We start from the raw sequence: 15,334 nt of genomic DNA on the forward strand, positions 1-15,334 counted from the left end.
GCAAAACTCCGCTGATATGTGGTTGAACGTTGGAACAGCACGCCGGAGGCCCGGCCGCACCCCGAGGGGGTGCGGCCGGGCCTCCGGTCACCGTGAGGTGTCAGTGCGAGTGGCCGTGGCCGCCGTGCGAGTGACCGGCGCCGGCCTCCTCCTCGGCCGGCTTCTCCACCACGAGGGTCTCGGTGGTGAGCAGCAGCGAGGCGATCGAGGCGGCGTTCTCCAGCGCGGAGCGGGTGACCTTGACCGGGTCGATGACGCCGGCCTTCAGCAGGTCGCCGTACTCGCCGGTGGCGGCGTTGTAGCCGAAGCCCGCCTCCAGCTCGGCGACCTTGTGGGTGATGACGTAGCCCTCGAGGCCGGCGTTCTGGGCGATCCAGCGCAGCGGCTCGGCGAGCGCCTTGCGGACGACGGCGACACCGGTCGCCTCGTCGCCGGACAGGCCCAGGCTGCCGTCGAGCACCTTCTGCGCGTGCACGAGGGAGGCGCCACCACCGGCGACGATGCCCTCCTCGACCGCGGCACGGGTCGCCGAGATGGCGTCCTCCAGGCGGTGCTTGCGCTCCTTGAGCTCCACCTCGGTGGCGGCGCCGACCTTGATCACGCAGACGCCGCCGGCCAGCTTGGCCAGGCGCTCCTGCAGCTTCTCGCGGTCCCAGTCCGAGTCGGTGTTGGCGATCTCGGCCTTGATCTGGGCGACGCGGCCGGCGACGGCCTCGGTGTCACCGGCACCGTCGACGACCGTGGTGTCGTCCTTGGTGATGGTGACGCGACGGGCGGTGCCCAGCACCTCCAGGCCGGCCTGGTCGAGCTTGAGGCCGACCTCCTCGGAGATGACGGTGGCACCGGTGAGGGTGGCCAGGTCGCCCAGGATGGCCTTGCGGCGGTCACCGAAGCCCGGGGCCTTGACGGCCACCGCGTTGAAGGTGCCACGGATCTTGTTCACCACGAGGGTGGACAGCGCCTCGCCGTCGACGTCCTCGGCGATGATCAGCAGCGGCTTGGAGGCACCGCCCTGAAGGATCTTCTCCAGCAGCGGGAGCAGCTCCTGGATGGAGGAGATCTTGCCCTGGTTGATCAGGATGTAGGGGTCCTCCAGGACCGCTTCCTGACGCTCCGCGTCGGTGACGAAGTACGGCGACAGGTAGCCCTTGTCGAACTGCATGCCCTCGGTGAAGTCGAGCTCCACGCCGAAGGTGTTCGACTCCTCGACGGTGATGACACCGTCCTTGCCGACCTTGTCGATCGCCTCGGCGATGAGCTCGCCGACCTGCGAGTCCTGCGCCGAGAGACCGGCGACGGCGGCGATGTCGTCCTTGCCGTCGACCTCGCGGGCGATCGAGAGGAGGTGCTCGGACACGGCCGCGACGGCCTTGTCGATGCCCTTCTTCAGGGCGGCCGGGCCGGCGCCCGCGGCGACGTTGCGCAGACCCTCGTTGACCAGGGCCTGGGCCAGCACGGTGGCGGTGGTGGTGCCGTCACCCGCGACGTCGTTGGTCTTGGTGGCGACCTCCTTGACGAGCTGGGCGCCAAGGTTCTCGTACGGGTCGTCGAGCTCGACCTCGCGGGCGATGGTGACACCGTCGTTGGTGATGGTCGGGGCGCCGAACTTCTTGTCGATGACGACGTTGCGGCCCTTGGGACCGATGGTCACCTTGACCGTGTCGGCCAGCTTGTTCACGCCGCGCTCCAGCGAGCGGCGGGCGTCCTCGTCGAACTGCAGAATCTTCGGCATGTTCCCGTTTCCCTCAGGGTTACTGAATGCGTGAGCCAACAGCCGCGCCCCGGGCCCCTGTCGGTGAAGACACGGATCCGGGGCGGGCGGATACGGGCCCGCGGGCCCGTGAGGTCTTACTTCTCGATGACCGCGAGGACGTCGCGGGCCGAGAGGACGAGGTACTCCTCGCCCTTGTACTTCACCTCGGTGCCGCCGTACTTCGAGTACAGGACGATGTCGCCCACGGCGAGGTCGAGCGGAAGACGCTGGCCGTCCTCGAAGCGACCCGGGCCGACGGCCAGGACGACGCCCTCCTGGGGCTTCTCCTTGGCGGTGTCCGGGATAACCAGGCCGGAGGCCGTGGTGGTCTCGGCGTCGAGCGGCTGGACCACGATGCGGTCCTCGAGCGGCTTGATGGCAACCTTGCTGCTGGTGGTCACGTCCGAGCTCCCCTTCGGAGATTACGGGGTTGTCTTACAGGTAGTTGTGGTGCCTGCGTGCCTGCCGTCGCGGGGGTCAGACACGCTTCACCGTGTTAGCACTCACCCGGTGGGGAGTGCCAGGACTGACCATAGGCCGCGGTTAGCACTCAGTCAACCAGAGTGCCAACGGCGCGGCCGGGGGATTCCCGGAGTCGCAAGCCCGTACGGATCGGCCGGGTGCGGACCGCCTGCGCGGCGAGGGTGCGGCGCGCCCCGGGTCGCCCCGCCCCGGCCGGCGCCGATCCGGCGGCCGCCGCCGTTCCCGCCGCCCGCCGCCCGATCGCCCTCCGGCCCCGCCCGAGCGGCGAGAATGGGCGGGTGGAGACCGAGAACCTGCAGGCCCTGCTGACCCCCGAGGGGCAGTCGCTGCTCGCCGAGCTGCGCTCGTACGATCCCGCCGGCGAGCTGGCGCTGGCCACCCGGCTGCGCCGCGACCACCCGGCGGACCTGGTCTCCGCCGCGCTGGGCCAGGCCCGGCTGCGGCAGCGGGCCCGGGCCAAGTTCGGCGACGACGCGGACCTGATGTACTTCACGCCGAACGGCGTCGAGCAGTCCACCCGGCGCAGCGTGGCCGAGTGGCGGGCCAAGCGGTTCGCCGGGCTGGGCGTCCGGCGGCTGGCCGACCTGTGCTGCGGGATCGGCGGGGACGCCGTGGCACTGGCCCGGCAGGGGATCTTCGTCCTCGCGGTCGACCGCGACCCGGCCGCCTGCGCGGCGGCCCGGGCGAACGCCGCGGCGCTGGGCCTGGCCGAGCTGATCGAGGTGCGCTGCGCGGACGTCGGCGAGGTGGACGTGACCGGCTACGACGCGGTGTTCACCGACCCCGCGCGGCGGACCACCAAGGGCAGGGTCTTCGACCCCGAGGCGTACTCCCCGCCGCTGTCCTGGGCGGTCGGGGCGGCCCGGCGGACGCCGTTCGGCGCGCTGAAGATCGCCCCGGGCATCCCGCACGAGCTGGTCCCCGAGGACGCCGAGGCCGAGTGGGTCTCCGACCACGGCGACGTCAAGGAGGCGGTGCTCTGGTTCGGCACCGGGGCCGGGGCGCCGCACCGGGCGACCCTGCTGCCGCACGACCGCACACTGGCCGGCGGCACCCTGCCGGACCCGCCGGCCGGGCCGGTCGGGCGCTACCTGTACGAGCCGGACGGCGCGGTGATCCGCGCCCACCTGGTCGCCGAGGTCGCCGCGCAGGTGGACGGCCGGCTGATCGACCCGATGATCGCCTACCTGACCTCGGACCGCCTGGTGGCCACCCCGTACGCGCACGCCTTCGAGCTCACCGACGTCCTGCCGTTCAACGTGAAGAAGCTCAAGGCGCTGCTGCGCGAGCGTGGCGTGGGCACCGTGGTGATCAAGAAGCGCGGCCTCTCCATGACCCCGGAGGAGCTGCGGCAGAAGCTGAAGCCCCAGGGGCCCGCCACCGCCACCGTGATCCTGTCCCGGGTCGGCGACGGGCACCTGATGATGATCGGCCGGCCCGTCGACGGGGCGGCCGGCGGGTGACCCGGGCCGCGCGGGCCCGGGAGGTCCCGGGCCGCGCCGGCTACGCCGGTGGCTTGATGTAGTCCTCCAGCCGGGCCACCGCGAAGCCCTGTTCCTGGATCCGGCTGAGCAGTTCGCCGAACATCTGGGTCATCGTCTCGCCCTTGAGGTCCTTGGGGCCCCGGAAGTGGGCGAGGATGATGTCGCCGGGCTTCAGCTTCTTGTCGGCCGCCTGGTACTGCATGTCGTGGATCTGCATCGACTCGCGCCAGAGCACGATCGCCCGAGGTCCGCACTGCTGCACCGCCGTGTTGAGCGCGGCGGTGTGGGCGCCGTCGCCGTACGGCGGGCGGAACAGCATCGGGGCGACGCCGTACTGCTGGGTGAGCGCGGACTGCGCGTCGCAGACCTCGGACTTCTGGACGTCGGCCGGCTTGGTGCTCATCGCCGGGTGGTCGGTGGTGTGGTTGTGGATGTGGTTGCCGAGGGCCTGCAACGGCTTGAAGTAGCCGTAGTCGTTCTTGACGATGTCGCGGGTCAGGAACATCGAGACCGGCACCTTGAGGTCGGTGAGCATCTCGACGAACCTCGGGTCCTTCTCGGCACCGTCGTCGAGGGTGACGAAGACGACCTTGTCGGTGGTCGGGACTTCGCTGAAGACCGGCACGGCGCCGCCGGCGGCGAGCTTCAGCGGCTTGTCCGCGGGCGGCGCCGGGGCGGGCGGCAGCGGCTTGAGGTTCCACTTCGTCCAGACCGCCACGGCCGCGTCGGCGGCCGGCGCGGCCGGGCCGGCACCGGGCGGCGCGGCCGGCCGCGACGCGGTCCCCGAGCCCGCGGCGGTGGCCGGCGGGCCGCTCGGCACCTCGGGGCCGGCGCCCCCGCAGCCGGCGGCCAGCGCGGCCAGTGCCAGCGCCCCCACCGCGTACGTCCTCGTCCTGCTCCACGCGTACCGCTCCACCGCGCCGTGCCCCCCAGATCGTTCAGCCGACTCCCAGGAAGCACGCTACCGGCCGGCGGCCGGTTCCCCCGGCAGGGCGCTACTCGACGTGTTGGCTGGTGAACTCCCAGCGGTGGACCGGCCGGGCGACCAGGTCGGCCGGCGGGTCGGCGACCGCCACCGGGGCGCCCTCCCACCAGGTGACCAGCAGCACCCGGCCGCCCGGCGCGCCGAGCACCTCGGTGCGCTCCAGGCCCGCGGCGCCGCGCAGCGCGGGCAGCGCGGTGGCGTGCACCCAGGCGGTCAGCTCGGCGGCGCGGCCGTCGGCCGCCCGGGCCTCCCACATCGCGGCGAGGGTCACCGTCCGCCGCCGAGCGCCCGGTAGGCCTGGCCGTGGACGTCGCCGTGCGCCCCGCCGTCCGCACCCGCACCACCGGCACCCGCGGCCGCGCCCGCGGCGGGCACGTGGACCTCGGTGACGGGCAGCGAGGAGTCCGCGGAGAGGTCGGCGGAGGACGGCGTGCGGCCCCGCCAGACCATCTCGGACCCGAGCGCGGCGACCATCGCGCCGTTGTCGGTGCACAGGCCCGGACGCGGCACCCGCAGCCGGATGCCGGCCTTGTCGCAGCGCTGCTGGGCCATCTCGCGCAGCCGCGAGTTGGCGGCCACCCCGCCGCCGATCATCAGGTGGTCCACGCCGCTGTCCTTGCAGGCCTTGACGGCCTTGCGGGTCAGCACGTCGGTGACCGCCTCCTGGAAGGACGCCGCCACGTCCGCCACCGGCACGTCCTCGCCGGCCCGGCGCTTCGCCTCCACCCAGCGGGCCACCGCGGTCTTCAGGCCGGAGAAGGAGAAGTCGTACGCCGGGTCCTTGGCGCCGCTCAGCCCGCGCGGGAAGGCGATCGACCGCGGGTCGCCCTCGCGGGCCATCCGGTCGACCACCGGGCCGCCGGGGAACCCCAGGCCGAGCACCCGGGCGACCTTGTCGAAGGCCTCGCCGGCCGCGTCGTCGATGGTCGCGCCGAGCGGGCGGACGTCACTGGTGATGTCCTCGCTGAGCAGCAACGAGGAGTGCCCGCCGGAGACCAGCAGGGCCATCGTGGGCGAGGGCAGCCGGCCGTGCTCCAGCTGGTCGACGCAGATGTGCGAGGCGAGGTGGTTCACCCCGTAGAGCGGCTTGTCCAGCGCCCAGGCGTAGGCCTTCGCGGCGCTGACCCCGACCAGCAGGGCGCCGGCCAGGCCGGGCCCGGCGGTGACGGCGATGCCGTCCAGGTCGGAGGCCTTGACGCCGGCCGTGTCCAGCGCGCGCTGGATGGTCGGGACCATCGCCTCCAGGTGCGCGCGGCTGGCGATCTCGGGCACCACGCCGCCGTAGCGGGCGTGGTCGTTGACGCTGGAGGCGACGGCGTCGGCGAGCAGGGTGGTGCCGCGGACGATGCCGACGCCGGTCTCGTCGCAGGAGGTCTCGATGCCGAGGACGAGCGGTTCGTCAGCCATGGCGGGGGTCCTTCATCACGTCGGTCTTCGGATCGGTGCTCGGGTGGTCCAGGCGCATCACCAGCGCGTCCACGTTGGCGGGCTGGTAGTAGCCGCGCCGGATGCCGACCGGCTCGAACCCGAAGCGCTCGTACAGGCGCTGGGCGCGCGGGTTGTCCACCCGCACCTCCAGCAGCAGTTCGGTGCAGCCGCGCCGGGCGGACTCCTGGACCAGGTCGGCGAGCAGCACGGCGCCGAGCCCGGCGCCCTGCAGTCGCTCGTCGACGGCGATGGTCTGCACATCGCCCTCGCCGGCCACCACCATGAGGCCCGCGTAGCCGGCCACGGCGCCGTCGGGGGTGGTGGCGACGGTGTAGTGGCGGGTGCCGCCGGGGTGGGTCTCGGCCAGCTCGGACCAGTACATGCCGGTGGACCAGGCGTCCTCCGGGAAGAGCCGCAGCTCCAACTCCATCACCGGGGCGATGTCCCACCAGCGCATGGGCCGCAGGGTGGCCCCGCCGGGGCCGGCGGCGCCGTTCGGGCCGCGTGTCACGCCGGGAGCACCGCCTTGTACCCGGCCGGGACCTGCGCGTCGGGGCGCCGCAGGTACAGCGGGACGCAGGGCAGCAGCTCGCGCCCGGCGGTCAGCTCGGCGGCGGCGAAGGCGGCCAGCGCGCCGGCCGAGACGTGCTCGGGGCCGGTCGCGTCCGGGAAGCTGCCGGGGTAGAGCAGCGCGCCGGCGCCGACCGAGCGCGGGCCGGGCGTCAGCTCGGCCGGGCGGTCCACCGCCGGGCCGGCCGTCCGGGCGCCGCCGGCGTCGTACGAGGCCCAGTAGACCTCCTTGCGGCGCGCGTCGGTGGCGACCGTGAACGGCCCGGTGAGGCCCTCGGCGCGGGCCTGGTGGGCGATCGCGTCGAGGGTGCAGACGCCGTGCACGGGGAGGCCGAGCGCGTGGCCGAGCGCGGCGGCGGTGACCAGGCCGACCCGCAGGCCGGTGTACGGGCCGGGCCCGACGCCCACCACGACGCCGGTCAGCCGGTGCTTGTCGACACCTGCCTCCCGCAGCACCTGGTCGACGGCGGGCAGCAGGAGCTCACCGTGGCGTCTGGCGTCGACCGTGAAGGTCTCGGCGAGGACGGCCGTGCCGTCGTGGACGGCCGCGGTGACGGCGGGGGTGGCGGTGTCGAACGCGAGCAGCAGCACGGGTCCAGGTTAGTTGGTCCCGCAGGCCGTCCTCGTCGCTCCCACCGGTCGGTCCCCGTCGGTCCCGCAGGCCGTCCTCGTCGCTCCCGCCGGCCGGATTTCCGTGCCAGGACGGAACACACGTCCGGACCGGTGCGGGCGCGCCCGGCGGACCTGGCACGATTGGGGCCGACAGTTCCGGACGGCGGTGGGAGCACACGTGGCGAAGATGGGTCCTGGAGTGGTGGTCACCGGGCTGACCGTGGGGGCCCTGGCCTTGGTGAGCCTGCTGGCTTTCCAGGCCAACGGCGCCGTGGACCGGGCCGGCGGACCGCCGAAGCCGGCCGCGAGCACCGCCGCCCCCGGCCCCTCCGCCTCCACCGCAGCGCCGACCGCCTCCGCCACGCCGACGATCCCCGCGGTGCCCGCCACCTCGGGCGCCGGCCTGCGGGTGGTGTACTCCCTGGGCACGCACACCGTCTGGCTGGTCGACCCGAAGAAGACGCCGCAGGTGGTGGCGGCCTTCACGGTGACACCGGGGTCGGTCGAGCCGACCGCGGGCAGCTACACGGTCTACAGCCGGCGGCCCACCACCACCGGCACCGACGGCAAGCAGATCGAGCACGTGGTGCTGTTCGCCCAGCAGAACGGCATCGTCTTCGGCTTCAGCGCCGCCCAGGACGGCGCCCTGCCGACGCCGGACCCGGCCGTGAAGACCGGCGGCATCCGGCAGAGCCGGCAGAACGGCCAGCTGCTCTGGGACTTCGCGCCGAACGGGACCAAGGTCGTGGTCGTCGCCTGACGCCCGGCCGGGCCCCCGGTCACGCCCCGGCCTGCTGACCCGGCGGCCCTGCCGCCGCCGCGCCGGGTGACCGGCCGGGGGCGGGGTCCAGGGCCGCCGGTCCAGGGCGCCGGTTCAGGGCCGCCGGTCCAGGGCCGCCGGTCCAGGGCGCCGGTCCAGGGCGCCGGTCCAGGGCCGCCGGTCCAGCCTCGCGGATCACGGCTGGGGAGGCGCCTCCTGCCAGCCGTCGTGCACGGCCGCCACCAGGCCGGGCGTCTCGGCGAGGGCGAGCAGTTGGTCGAGCGACACGGTGGGCAGGGTCCCGTCGGGACCGTCGACCTTGCGCAGGAACCACAGGGTGCAGGTCCTGCCGTCGGGGGTGAGGACGTTGAGGACGGCGGTCCTCCCCCGCAGCGTCCCGGGCGCGTGGGAGACCAGGACGACCGAGCCGTCCGGCAGGGTGCGGCTGGTGCAGTCCGTGCCGGTGGCCTCCTCCGTGCCGCCCGGGTGGATCCGGGGCAGGCAGGCGGCGTTCGGTGCGTCGCGGTCGATGGGCGTGGACAACGCGTCCCGGACGACGACGACCTGTCCGCCGTCGGTGCGGGTGAGGTCGTACTGGCCGGGGGGCATCTGCTCGGTGCCGTCGGTGACGCGGGTGAAGTCCGCGGGCAGGTGGGCCCGCAGGAAGGCCAGCAGGTCCTGGTTCGGCCGGGCGTTGAGCTCGCGGTAGTACCGGACGGTCGCCCCGCGGTAGGGCGCGTCGGCCGGTGCGCCGCCGGTCGCCGGGGCGGGGGTGCCCGGCGCGGTCGCGGCCGGGGAGCTCGGGCCGGCGGGTACGGCCGTGGTCGTGGCGGCGGGCCGGACGCCGACGGCCCAGCCGGCCCCCGCCAGCACGCCCACCGCCACCGCCGCGCCGATGCCCGCCAGCAGGCGACGGCGACGGCGCAGCCGCCCGCCGTCGCGGCGCACCCGCGCGAGCAGCGCTTCCGGTGCGGCCGGCTCGGGCCGGTCCAGCACGGTGCGGAACAGTGCGCCGATCTCCTCGGCGCCGAACGCCGGATCCTCCCGGTCCATGCCGGACGTCCTTCCGTCTTCGGTACTCGTCAGGTGGGAACCCGCCCGCGGGGCGGGGGCCGGCGGGGTCATCCGGCGGCGATCTCGTGCAGCGAGTCGCCCAGGATCGCGCGCAGCTGGACCAGGCCCCGGCTGGTGTTGGACTTCACCGTGCCGGTGCTCTGCCGCAGGATCGCCGCGGTCGCCTCGATGGTCTGGTCCTCCCAGAACCGCAGCACCAGCACGGCCCGGTAGGCCGGGGTCACCCGCGCGAGCGCGGCCAGCAGGGCCAGCCGCCGTTCGGGGTCCCCCGATCCGCCGGACGTCCCGGGCCCGGGCCCGTCGGGCAGCTCGGACGCCACCACCTCACTCGATCGCCGCAGCCGACGGGTGTCGACGAAGCTGCGCACCAGCGTGGTCCGGGCGTAGCCGCTCGCGCTCTGCGGATCGCGCAGCCGCGGCCACCGCGCGTACAGCTTCACCAGCGTCGTCTGCACCAGGTCCTCGGCCAGGTGCCAGTCGCCGCACAGCAGGAACCCCGTCCGGCGCAGGGCCGGGTACCGGCTCGCGACGAACTCGTCGAACGATCTCTCCAGGTCCGGTGACATTCCGCCCGGCCACTCCTCACACGAGGTCCCCGGCGCACCGCGTACGCCCACTTCCCTCTACACGGGGCGAGCGCCGCGAAGTGTTGCGTCCGGGCCCGCCCGCGCCGGCCGGGCCCGGATTCCGGGCGTGCCCGGGCATCCGGACGGGGGCGGGTCCGCGCGGCCCGGGACGTGCCGGGCGAAGCGACGGTGCGGCCGGCGGGCGCGCTCGAACAGCGGGCGCGGCCGGACAGGGCGTGCGGCCGGGCGGCAGGCGTGGTCAGGCGGCGGTGCGCCGCTCCCCCGGCCGGGCGGCCGGTCCGCGGCGCCCGGGCGGTGTGGAGACGGCCTCGGCGGCGGCGCAGGCGGCCAGCAGCGTACGCATCGCGGCCCCGGGCAGGGGCGCGGCGGCGGGGGCCTCGTCAGGGCGCGGGCCCTGGTCGGAGGCAGGACGGGCGGGCTCGCCGGCCCGGTCACGCGGGGCGCGCTCCGGGGCGGGGGTGGTGCTCGACATGGCGCCTCCCTAGTTAGGCAGACCTAACCGCAGCACCCATCCCACCACGCCCGGCACCCCGGCCGCAACATCTTCCCGACAGCCTGTCGGGATCCTGTCCCGCCGTCAGTCCTCGGCCAGCGCCGCCAGCTCCACGGTGTCCCAGCGCCGGCCGAGCCCGGTCAGCACCACCCGGCGCGGGTCCGAGTCGTCCCCGGCCTCGTCCTCGGCGGCCGGGCCGCCGTCCGTCGCCCCGGGCACCGCGCCGCCGAGGGTGCGCTCGATCCGCACCTCCAGCCGGTCCTCGGAGAGCTGTTCGACCTTGCCCTCGCCCCACTCGACCACCACCACCGACTCAGGCAGCGAGACGTCCAGGTCGAGGTCCTCCATCTCGTCCAGGCCGCCGCCCAGCCGGTACGCGTCCACGTGCACCAGCGCCGGTCCGCCCACCAGGGACGGGTGGACCCGGGCGATCACGAAGGTCGGTGAGGTGACGGCGCCCCGCACCCCGAGCCCCTCCCCCAGGCCGCGGGTCAGCGTGGTCTTGCCGGCGCCCAGTTCGCCGGAGAGCAGCACCAAGTCCCCCGGGCGCAGCAGCCCGGCCAGTTCGCGGCCGAGCCGGCCCATCCGCTCGGGGGTCGGAACGGTGAGAGTGGCGTGCGAGCCCATGCGCGTGTCATGCCCTTCGGATCCGTGCGGCGCCGCCGGTCGAGCGCCACCGCTACGGTGCCACATCCGCGGGCGGGCCCGCGTCGGGCCGGGCCGCCCGCGGGCTCACCCGGGCTGCCCCGCCTCCCGGACGGACGACGGCAGCGGCGCCGCGCCCGCGTACTCGACGGCCTGCTGGAGCAGCGCGGCCAGCCGGCGGTCGACCAGTTCGGGGCGCTCCAGCATCACCAGGTGCCCGGCGTTCTCGACCAGCAGCAGTTCGGCGTCCGGCAGCTCCCGGGCGATCGCCTCGCTGTGCGCCGGCGGGGTGAGCAGGTCCTTGGTGCCGGCCAGGACGAGGGCGGGGATGCCGCGCATGGCGGCCAGCGCGGCGTGCTTGTCGTGCCGGCCGAAGGCCGGGTAGAACTCGGCGACCACGTCGATCGGGGTGGCGTCCAGCAGTTGCTCGGCGAAGCGGGCCACGCCGGGGTCGACGTCCTGGGTGCCGAAGGAGAACCGGCGGTAGAAGACGGCCGCGAAGTCGGCGCCGAACCGCCGGGTGGCCTCGACCAGTTCGACCTGACGGCCGAGCAGCTTCATCATCCCGGGGGCGACCCGCCGGAAGACCTTCGCGCCGAGGGCCGGCAGACCGAGGGTGACGCTGTCCCAGTCGCTCGCCAGGGTGCCGACCAGGGCGATCCCGGCCACCCGTTCGCGGAACAGCTCGGGGTGGCGGTCGGCGAGCGCCATCACCGTCATCCCGCCCATCGAGTGCCCGACCAGGACCAGCGGCCCCTCGGGCGCGACGGCGTCGATGACGGCCTTGAGGTCACCGCCGAGCTGGTCGATGCTGGCCGGCTCGCCCGCCAGGAAGGAGCGGGAGCGCTCGGAGCGGCCGTGGCTGCGCTGGTCCCAGAAGACCAGCCGCATGCCCTCGCGCAGCGCGGCCCGCTGGAAGTGCCAGCTGTCCTGGCTGAGGCAGTAGCCGTGGCAGAAGACCACGGTCAGCGGGGCTCCGGCCGGTACGGCGGAGCCGCCGAACCCCCGTCTGCTGCTGGCCCGCACCAGTGCGCCGGAGCCGGCGAGCAGTCCAGGCAGGCCGCTGCGGTCGACCGGCCCCGGTTCGCCGCGCCGCCGGGCGAACCAGCCGCGTCTGGGGCCCTTCTGCTCCTCGGGGTGCACCTGGACCGGGCCGGGCCAGCCGCTGCCGTCGAGTTCGACGTACAGCTCGGTGCCGTCCGGGGCGGCGACGGTGCGCGGGCGGCCGCGCAGCGAGCCGTAGGAGGCGGTGGCGTCCAGCGCCTCCCGGGCCCGGCGCCGCATGGCCCGGCCGACCGTCAGCCGCTCGACCGCGACGCCCGCCGCGGCGCCGGCCGCGACCACGCCGACCGAGATGCCGATCAGCCCGGCCCGGCTGACGCCGGCCGAGGCGGTCTCGGCGGCCCGGGCCACGGCCACGATCGGGCTTCCCCCGCCCTCCTCGCTCATCTCTCCCCGTTCATCTCTCGACGGTCATCTCTCGACCGTCATCGCTCGACGGTCGGCGTCCGGCTTCCGGCTTCCGGCCCAGGGCGTCCGGCTGCCGGCGCCGGGCGTTCGTCCCCGGGGGTTCATCCCCGGAAGTCGGTCGCTGGAACTTCTTCCCGGACGTTCATCCCTGGGCGGTGCCGACGTAGCGGCGCGGCACCCGGGCGCCGATCCGGGTGACGATCTCGTACGAGATGGTGCCGCAGGCCCGGGCCCAGTCCTCGGCGGTCGGCTCGCCCCGCTCGCCGGAGCCGAAGAGCAGCACCTCGTCGCCGACGGCCGGGGCGTCGCCGCCGAGGTCGACCACGAACTGGTCCATCGCGACCCGGCCGGCCACCGTGCGCCACTTGCCGCCGATCTGCACCGGCCCGGTGTTGCTGGCGTGCCGCGGGATGCCGTCGGCGTAGCCGAGCGGGACGAGGCCGAGCGTGGTGCTGCCGGGGGTCGTGTAGTGGTGGCCGTAGCTGACGCCGTGCCCGCCCGGCACCTCCTTGACCAGGGCCAGCCGGGCGGTCAGCGACATCACCGGGCGCAGCCCGAAGTCGGCCGGCCCGCCGACCTCCGGGACGGGCGACAGCCCGTACATCGCGAGGCCGGGCCGGACCAGGTCGTAGTGCGACTGCGGGAGCAGCAGGGTGGCCGGCGAGTTCGCCAGGTGCCGGACCTCCGGGCGCAGCCCGGCGGCCTCGGCCTGGGCCAGCGCGGCCGCGAAGCCGTCCAGCTGGAGCTGGATGGACGGGTGGCCGGGCTCGTCCGCGGCCGCGAAGTGCGACCAGACGCCTGCCACCGTGAGCAGGCCCTCGGCCTCGGCGCGGCGGGCGGCGGCGACCAGCCCGGGCCAGTCGTGCGGCTGGCAGCCGCCCCGGCCGAGGCCGGTGTCGGCCTTCAGGTGCACCCGGGCGGGGACGCCGCTGGTGCGGACGGCGGCGAGCAGCTCGTCGAGGGCCCACCGGCCGCCGACCGAGATGTCGACGCCGGCGCGCAGCGCCTGCTCCCAGGGGCCGCCCGGGGTCCAGAGCCAGCACAGGATGCGGGCCCGGTCCGGGCCGATGCCCGCGGCCCGCAGGGCCAGCGCCTCCTCCGGCGTGGCCGTGCCGAGCCAGCTCGCGCCGGCTTCGAGTGCCGCCAGGGCGCACGGCAGCGCGCCGTGGCCGTAGGCGTCCGCCTTGACCACGGCCATCACGGCGGGGCCGCCGGTCCGCTCCCGCAGCGCGGCCAGGTTGGCGCGCAGGGCGGCCAGGTCGACGGTCGCCTCGGCCCGGTGGTGTCGACCGTCGGCGTCGGTGAAGGTGGCCGGCCCGGTCGTCTTCGCAGTTGTCATCGGGGTCAGTCTCCCAGACCGGGCCGGGTGCCCGCCGAACGCCCCGGCGGCGCGGCGCCCGCCGGGCGGGCCGTCCATCAGTGCCGCCCACCTGGACGGGCACCCGCGGCGGCCCGCCGGCCGTCCGGCCGCGCGTCGTCCGGCCGGGCTCCCCGCCCGGCCCCGCGGGCGGGCGCCGCGCCGCCGTGGACGTCCCGCCAGACGGCGGGCAGCTGCCGGGCCACGTCGGTCGCCGTCACCGGCGCGCCGCGGCCCGCCGCCCGGCGGCCGGCCAGGCCGTGCAGGTAGGCGGCGGCCGAGGCGGCGTCCAGCGGCGCCAGGCCGGCCGCCAGCAGCGAGCCGGCCAGCCCGGCCAGCACGTCGCCGCTGCCGGCCGTGGCCAGCCAGGAGGTGCCGGTCGGATTGCTGCGGGCCTCCCCGGTCGGCTCGGCGACCACCGTGGTCGAACCCTTGAGCAGGGCCGTCGCCCGGTACGCCGAGGCCAGCCGGTGCGCGGTGCGCAGCCGGGCGGCCGCCAGGCCGTCGGCCTGCGGCGGCGGGCCCTGGTCGGCGCCGGCCAGCAGCCGGGCGGCCTCGCCGGTGTGCGGGGTGAGCAGGGTCGGGGCGGTGCGCCCGGCGAGGGCGGCGGGCCCGAGCCGGGCGAGTTCGGTCAGGCCGTCGGCGTCGACCAGCACGGGCACGTCGCTCGCCAGGGCCTCGCGCAGGGCCCGCTCGGCCCCTTCGCCGCCGCCGGGGCCGACCACCCAGGCCTGGACCCGGCCGGCGCCCGCCGGGCCGCCCTCGGTGACCAGCACCTCGGGGAAGCGCCGGACCACCTCCTCGGCCGCCGTCCCCACGTACCGCACCGCACCGGCGCCGCCGCGCAGGGCGCCGGCCACCGCGAGCAGCGCCGCGCCCGGGTAGCGGGCCGAGCCGGCCGCCACGCCCACCACGCCCCGCCGGTACTTGTCGCTCTCGGTGTCCGGCCGGGGCAGCAGCGCGGCCACGTCCGGGTGCTGCAGGGCCGTCAGGGCGGCCGGCGGCAGGTCCAGCCCGATGCCGACCAGCTGCACCGCCCCGGCGTACGAGGCGCCCGGGTCGATCAGCAGGCCCGGCTTGAGGGTGCCGAAGGCGACGGTGACGTCGGCCCGCAGGGCCACGCCGGGCACCTCGCCGGTGTCGGGGTCCACCCCGCTCGGCACGTCCACCGCGACCACCGTGCCGGGCCGCGGCGCCGCGGCGTACGGCTGTGCGGGGGGCCGCAGGCCGCCCCGGCCGCCGATGCCGACGATCCCGTCCAGGGCGAGGTCCGCGCCGGTGAAGGCGGCGAGGCCGGCCTCCTGCTCCGTCAGCACCAGGCCCCGGGCGGCCCGCAGTGCGGCGAGGCCGCCGGGGTGGGCCCTGGCGGGGTCGAGCAGGACGGCCGTGACGGCGGCGCCGCGGCGGGCCAGCAGTGCTCCGGCGTACAGGGCGTCACCGCCGTTGTCGCCGCTGCCCGCCAGCACCACCACGCGGCTGCCGTAGACCCGGCCGCGGGCTCCGGCGAGCAGCCGGGCGCAGGTGGCGGCGAGGCCGGCGACGGCCCGCTGCATCAGGGTGCCGTCCGGCAGCCGGGCCATCAGCGCGGCCTCGGCCGCCCGGACCTGCTCGACGGTGTGTGCGTGGCGCATTC

General features: G+C 75.8%; 16 protein-coding genes. 2 read left to right on the plus strand and 14 right to left on the minus strand.

Annotated features, from left to right (window positions below):
• Window positions 1–100 precede the first annotated feature (100 nt).
• Entirely contained in the window at window positions 101–1,732 is a 1,632-nt protein-coding gene (gene groL, locus IE329_RS11925; protein ID WP_190210839.1) for a chaperonin GroEL, read from the minus strand.
• 116 nt (window positions 1,733–1,848) lie between these two features.
• A complete protein-coding gene (groES, locus tag IE329_RS11930) occupies window positions 1,849–2,154 on the minus strand; it encodes a co-chaperone GroES (protein WP_049654366.1) in 306 nt (101 codons plus the stop codon).
• A gap of 360 nt (window positions 2,155–2,514) precedes the next feature.
• Between groES and IE329_RS11935 the strand changes: the two genes are divergently transcribed.
• Entirely contained in the window at window positions 2,515–3,699 is a 1,185-nt protein-coding gene (locus IE329_RS11935; RefSeq protein ID WP_190210840.1) for a class I SAM-dependent methyltransferase, read from the plus strand.
• Between the two features lie 40 nt (window positions 3,700–3,739).
• Here IE329_RS11935 and IE329_RS11940 read toward each other — a convergent pair whose 3' ends face one another.
• From IE329_RS11940 to tsaB, 5 genes are all read right to left on the minus strand, one after another.
• Complete coding sequence (locus IE329_RS11940) at window positions 3,740–4,636, minus strand: polysaccharide deacetylase family protein (protein ID WP_190210841.1); 897 nt, start codon at window positions 4,634–4,636, stop codon at window positions 3,740–3,742.
• 79 nt (window positions 4,637–4,715) lie between these two features.
• Complete coding sequence (locus IE329_RS11945; protein ID WP_190210842.1) at window positions 4,716–4,976, minus strand: hypothetical protein; 261 nt, start codon at window positions 4,974–4,976, stop codon at window positions 4,716–4,718.
• Window positions 4,973–6,112, minus strand: coding sequence for a tRNA (adenosine(37)-N6)-threonylcarbamoyltransferase complex transferase subunit TsaD (gene tsaD / locus IE329_RS11950; protein ID WP_229927375.1), 1,140 nt, complete (start codon window positions 6,110–6,112; stop codon window positions 4,973–4,975). The genes IE329_RS11945 and tsaD overlap by 4 nt, the downstream gene beginning before the upstream one ends.
• Entirely contained in the window at window positions 6,105–6,590 is a 486-nt protein-coding gene (rimI, locus tag IE329_RS11955) for a ribosomal protein S18-alanine N-acetyltransferase (protein ID WP_190210843.1), read from the minus strand. Before rimI ends, tsaD begins: the two co-directional genes overlap by 8 nt.
• Window positions 6,591–6,640: 50 nt before the next feature.
• On the minus strand, window positions 6,641–7,294 hold the full coding sequence (gene tsaB / locus IE329_RS11960) for a tRNA (adenosine(37)-N6)-threonylcarbamoyltransferase complex dimerization subunit type 1 TsaB (RefSeq protein ID WP_190210844.1): 654 nt from the start codon (window positions 7,292–7,294) through the stop codon (window positions 6,641–6,643).
• A 208-nt stretch (window positions 7,295–7,502) separates the two neighbouring features.
• Here tsaB and IE329_RS11965 point away from each other — a divergent pair, with 208 nt between their 5' ends.
• A complete protein-coding gene (locus IE329_RS11965; RefSeq protein ID WP_190210921.1) occupies window positions 7,503–8,075 on the plus strand; it encodes a hypothetical protein in 573 nt (190 codons plus the stop codon).
• A 195-nt stretch (window positions 8,076–8,270) separates the two neighbouring features.
• On the opposite strand, the gene IE329_RS11970 is transcribed toward IE329_RS11965, so the two are convergent.
• From IE329_RS11970 to IE329_RS12000, 7 genes are all read right to left on the minus strand, one after another.
• On the minus strand, window positions 8,271–9,128 hold the full coding sequence (locus IE329_RS11970; RefSeq protein ID WP_190210845.1) for a hypothetical protein: 858 nt from the start codon (window positions 9,126–9,128) through the stop codon (window positions 8,271–8,273).
• 68 nt (window positions 9,129–9,196) lie between these two features.
• Window positions 9,197–9,715, minus strand: a complete 519-nt coding sequence (locus IE329_RS11975) for a SigE family RNA polymerase sigma factor (protein ID WP_190210846.1) — start codon at window positions 9,713–9,715, stop codon at window positions 9,197–9,199.
• Window positions 9,716–9,974: 259 nt separating this feature from the next.
• Entirely contained in the window at window positions 9,975–10,208 is a 234-nt protein-coding gene (locus IE329_RS11980) for a hypothetical protein (RefSeq protein WP_190210847.1), read from the minus strand.
• A gap of 105 nt (window positions 10,209–10,313) precedes the next feature.
• A complete protein-coding gene (tsaE, locus tag IE329_RS11985; protein WP_190210848.1) occupies window positions 10,314–10,856 on the minus strand; it encodes a tRNA (adenosine(37)-N6)-threonylcarbamoyltransferase complex ATPase subunit type 1 TsaE in 543 nt (180 codons plus the stop codon).
• Window positions 10,857–10,961: 105 nt separating this feature from the next.
• Complete coding sequence (locus IE329_RS11990) at window positions 10,962–12,323, minus strand: alpha/beta fold hydrolase (RefSeq protein WP_190210849.1); 1,362 nt, start codon at window positions 12,321–12,323, stop codon at window positions 10,962–10,964.
• A gap of 163 nt (window positions 12,324–12,486) precedes the next feature.
• A complete protein-coding gene (gene alr / locus IE329_RS11995) occupies window positions 12,487–13,683 on the minus strand; it encodes an alanine racemase (RefSeq protein WP_190210850.1) in 1,197 nt (398 codons plus the stop codon).
• Between the two features lie 77 nt (window positions 13,684–13,760).
• Window positions 13,761–15,332 (minus strand): NAD(P)H-hydrate dehydratase, encoded by a 1,572-nt coding sequence (locus IE329_RS12000; RefSeq protein WP_190210851.1) that lies wholly within the window; start codon window positions 15,330–15,332, stop codon window positions 13,761–13,763.
• Between the last annotated feature and the right edge of the window lie 2 nt (window positions 15,333–15,334).

The sequence above is a fragment of the Kitasatospora indigofera genome (genome assembly GCF_014655955.1).
GTDB lineage: Bacteria > Actinomycetota > Actinomycetes > Streptomycetales > Streptomycetaceae > Kitasatospora > Kitasatospora indigofera.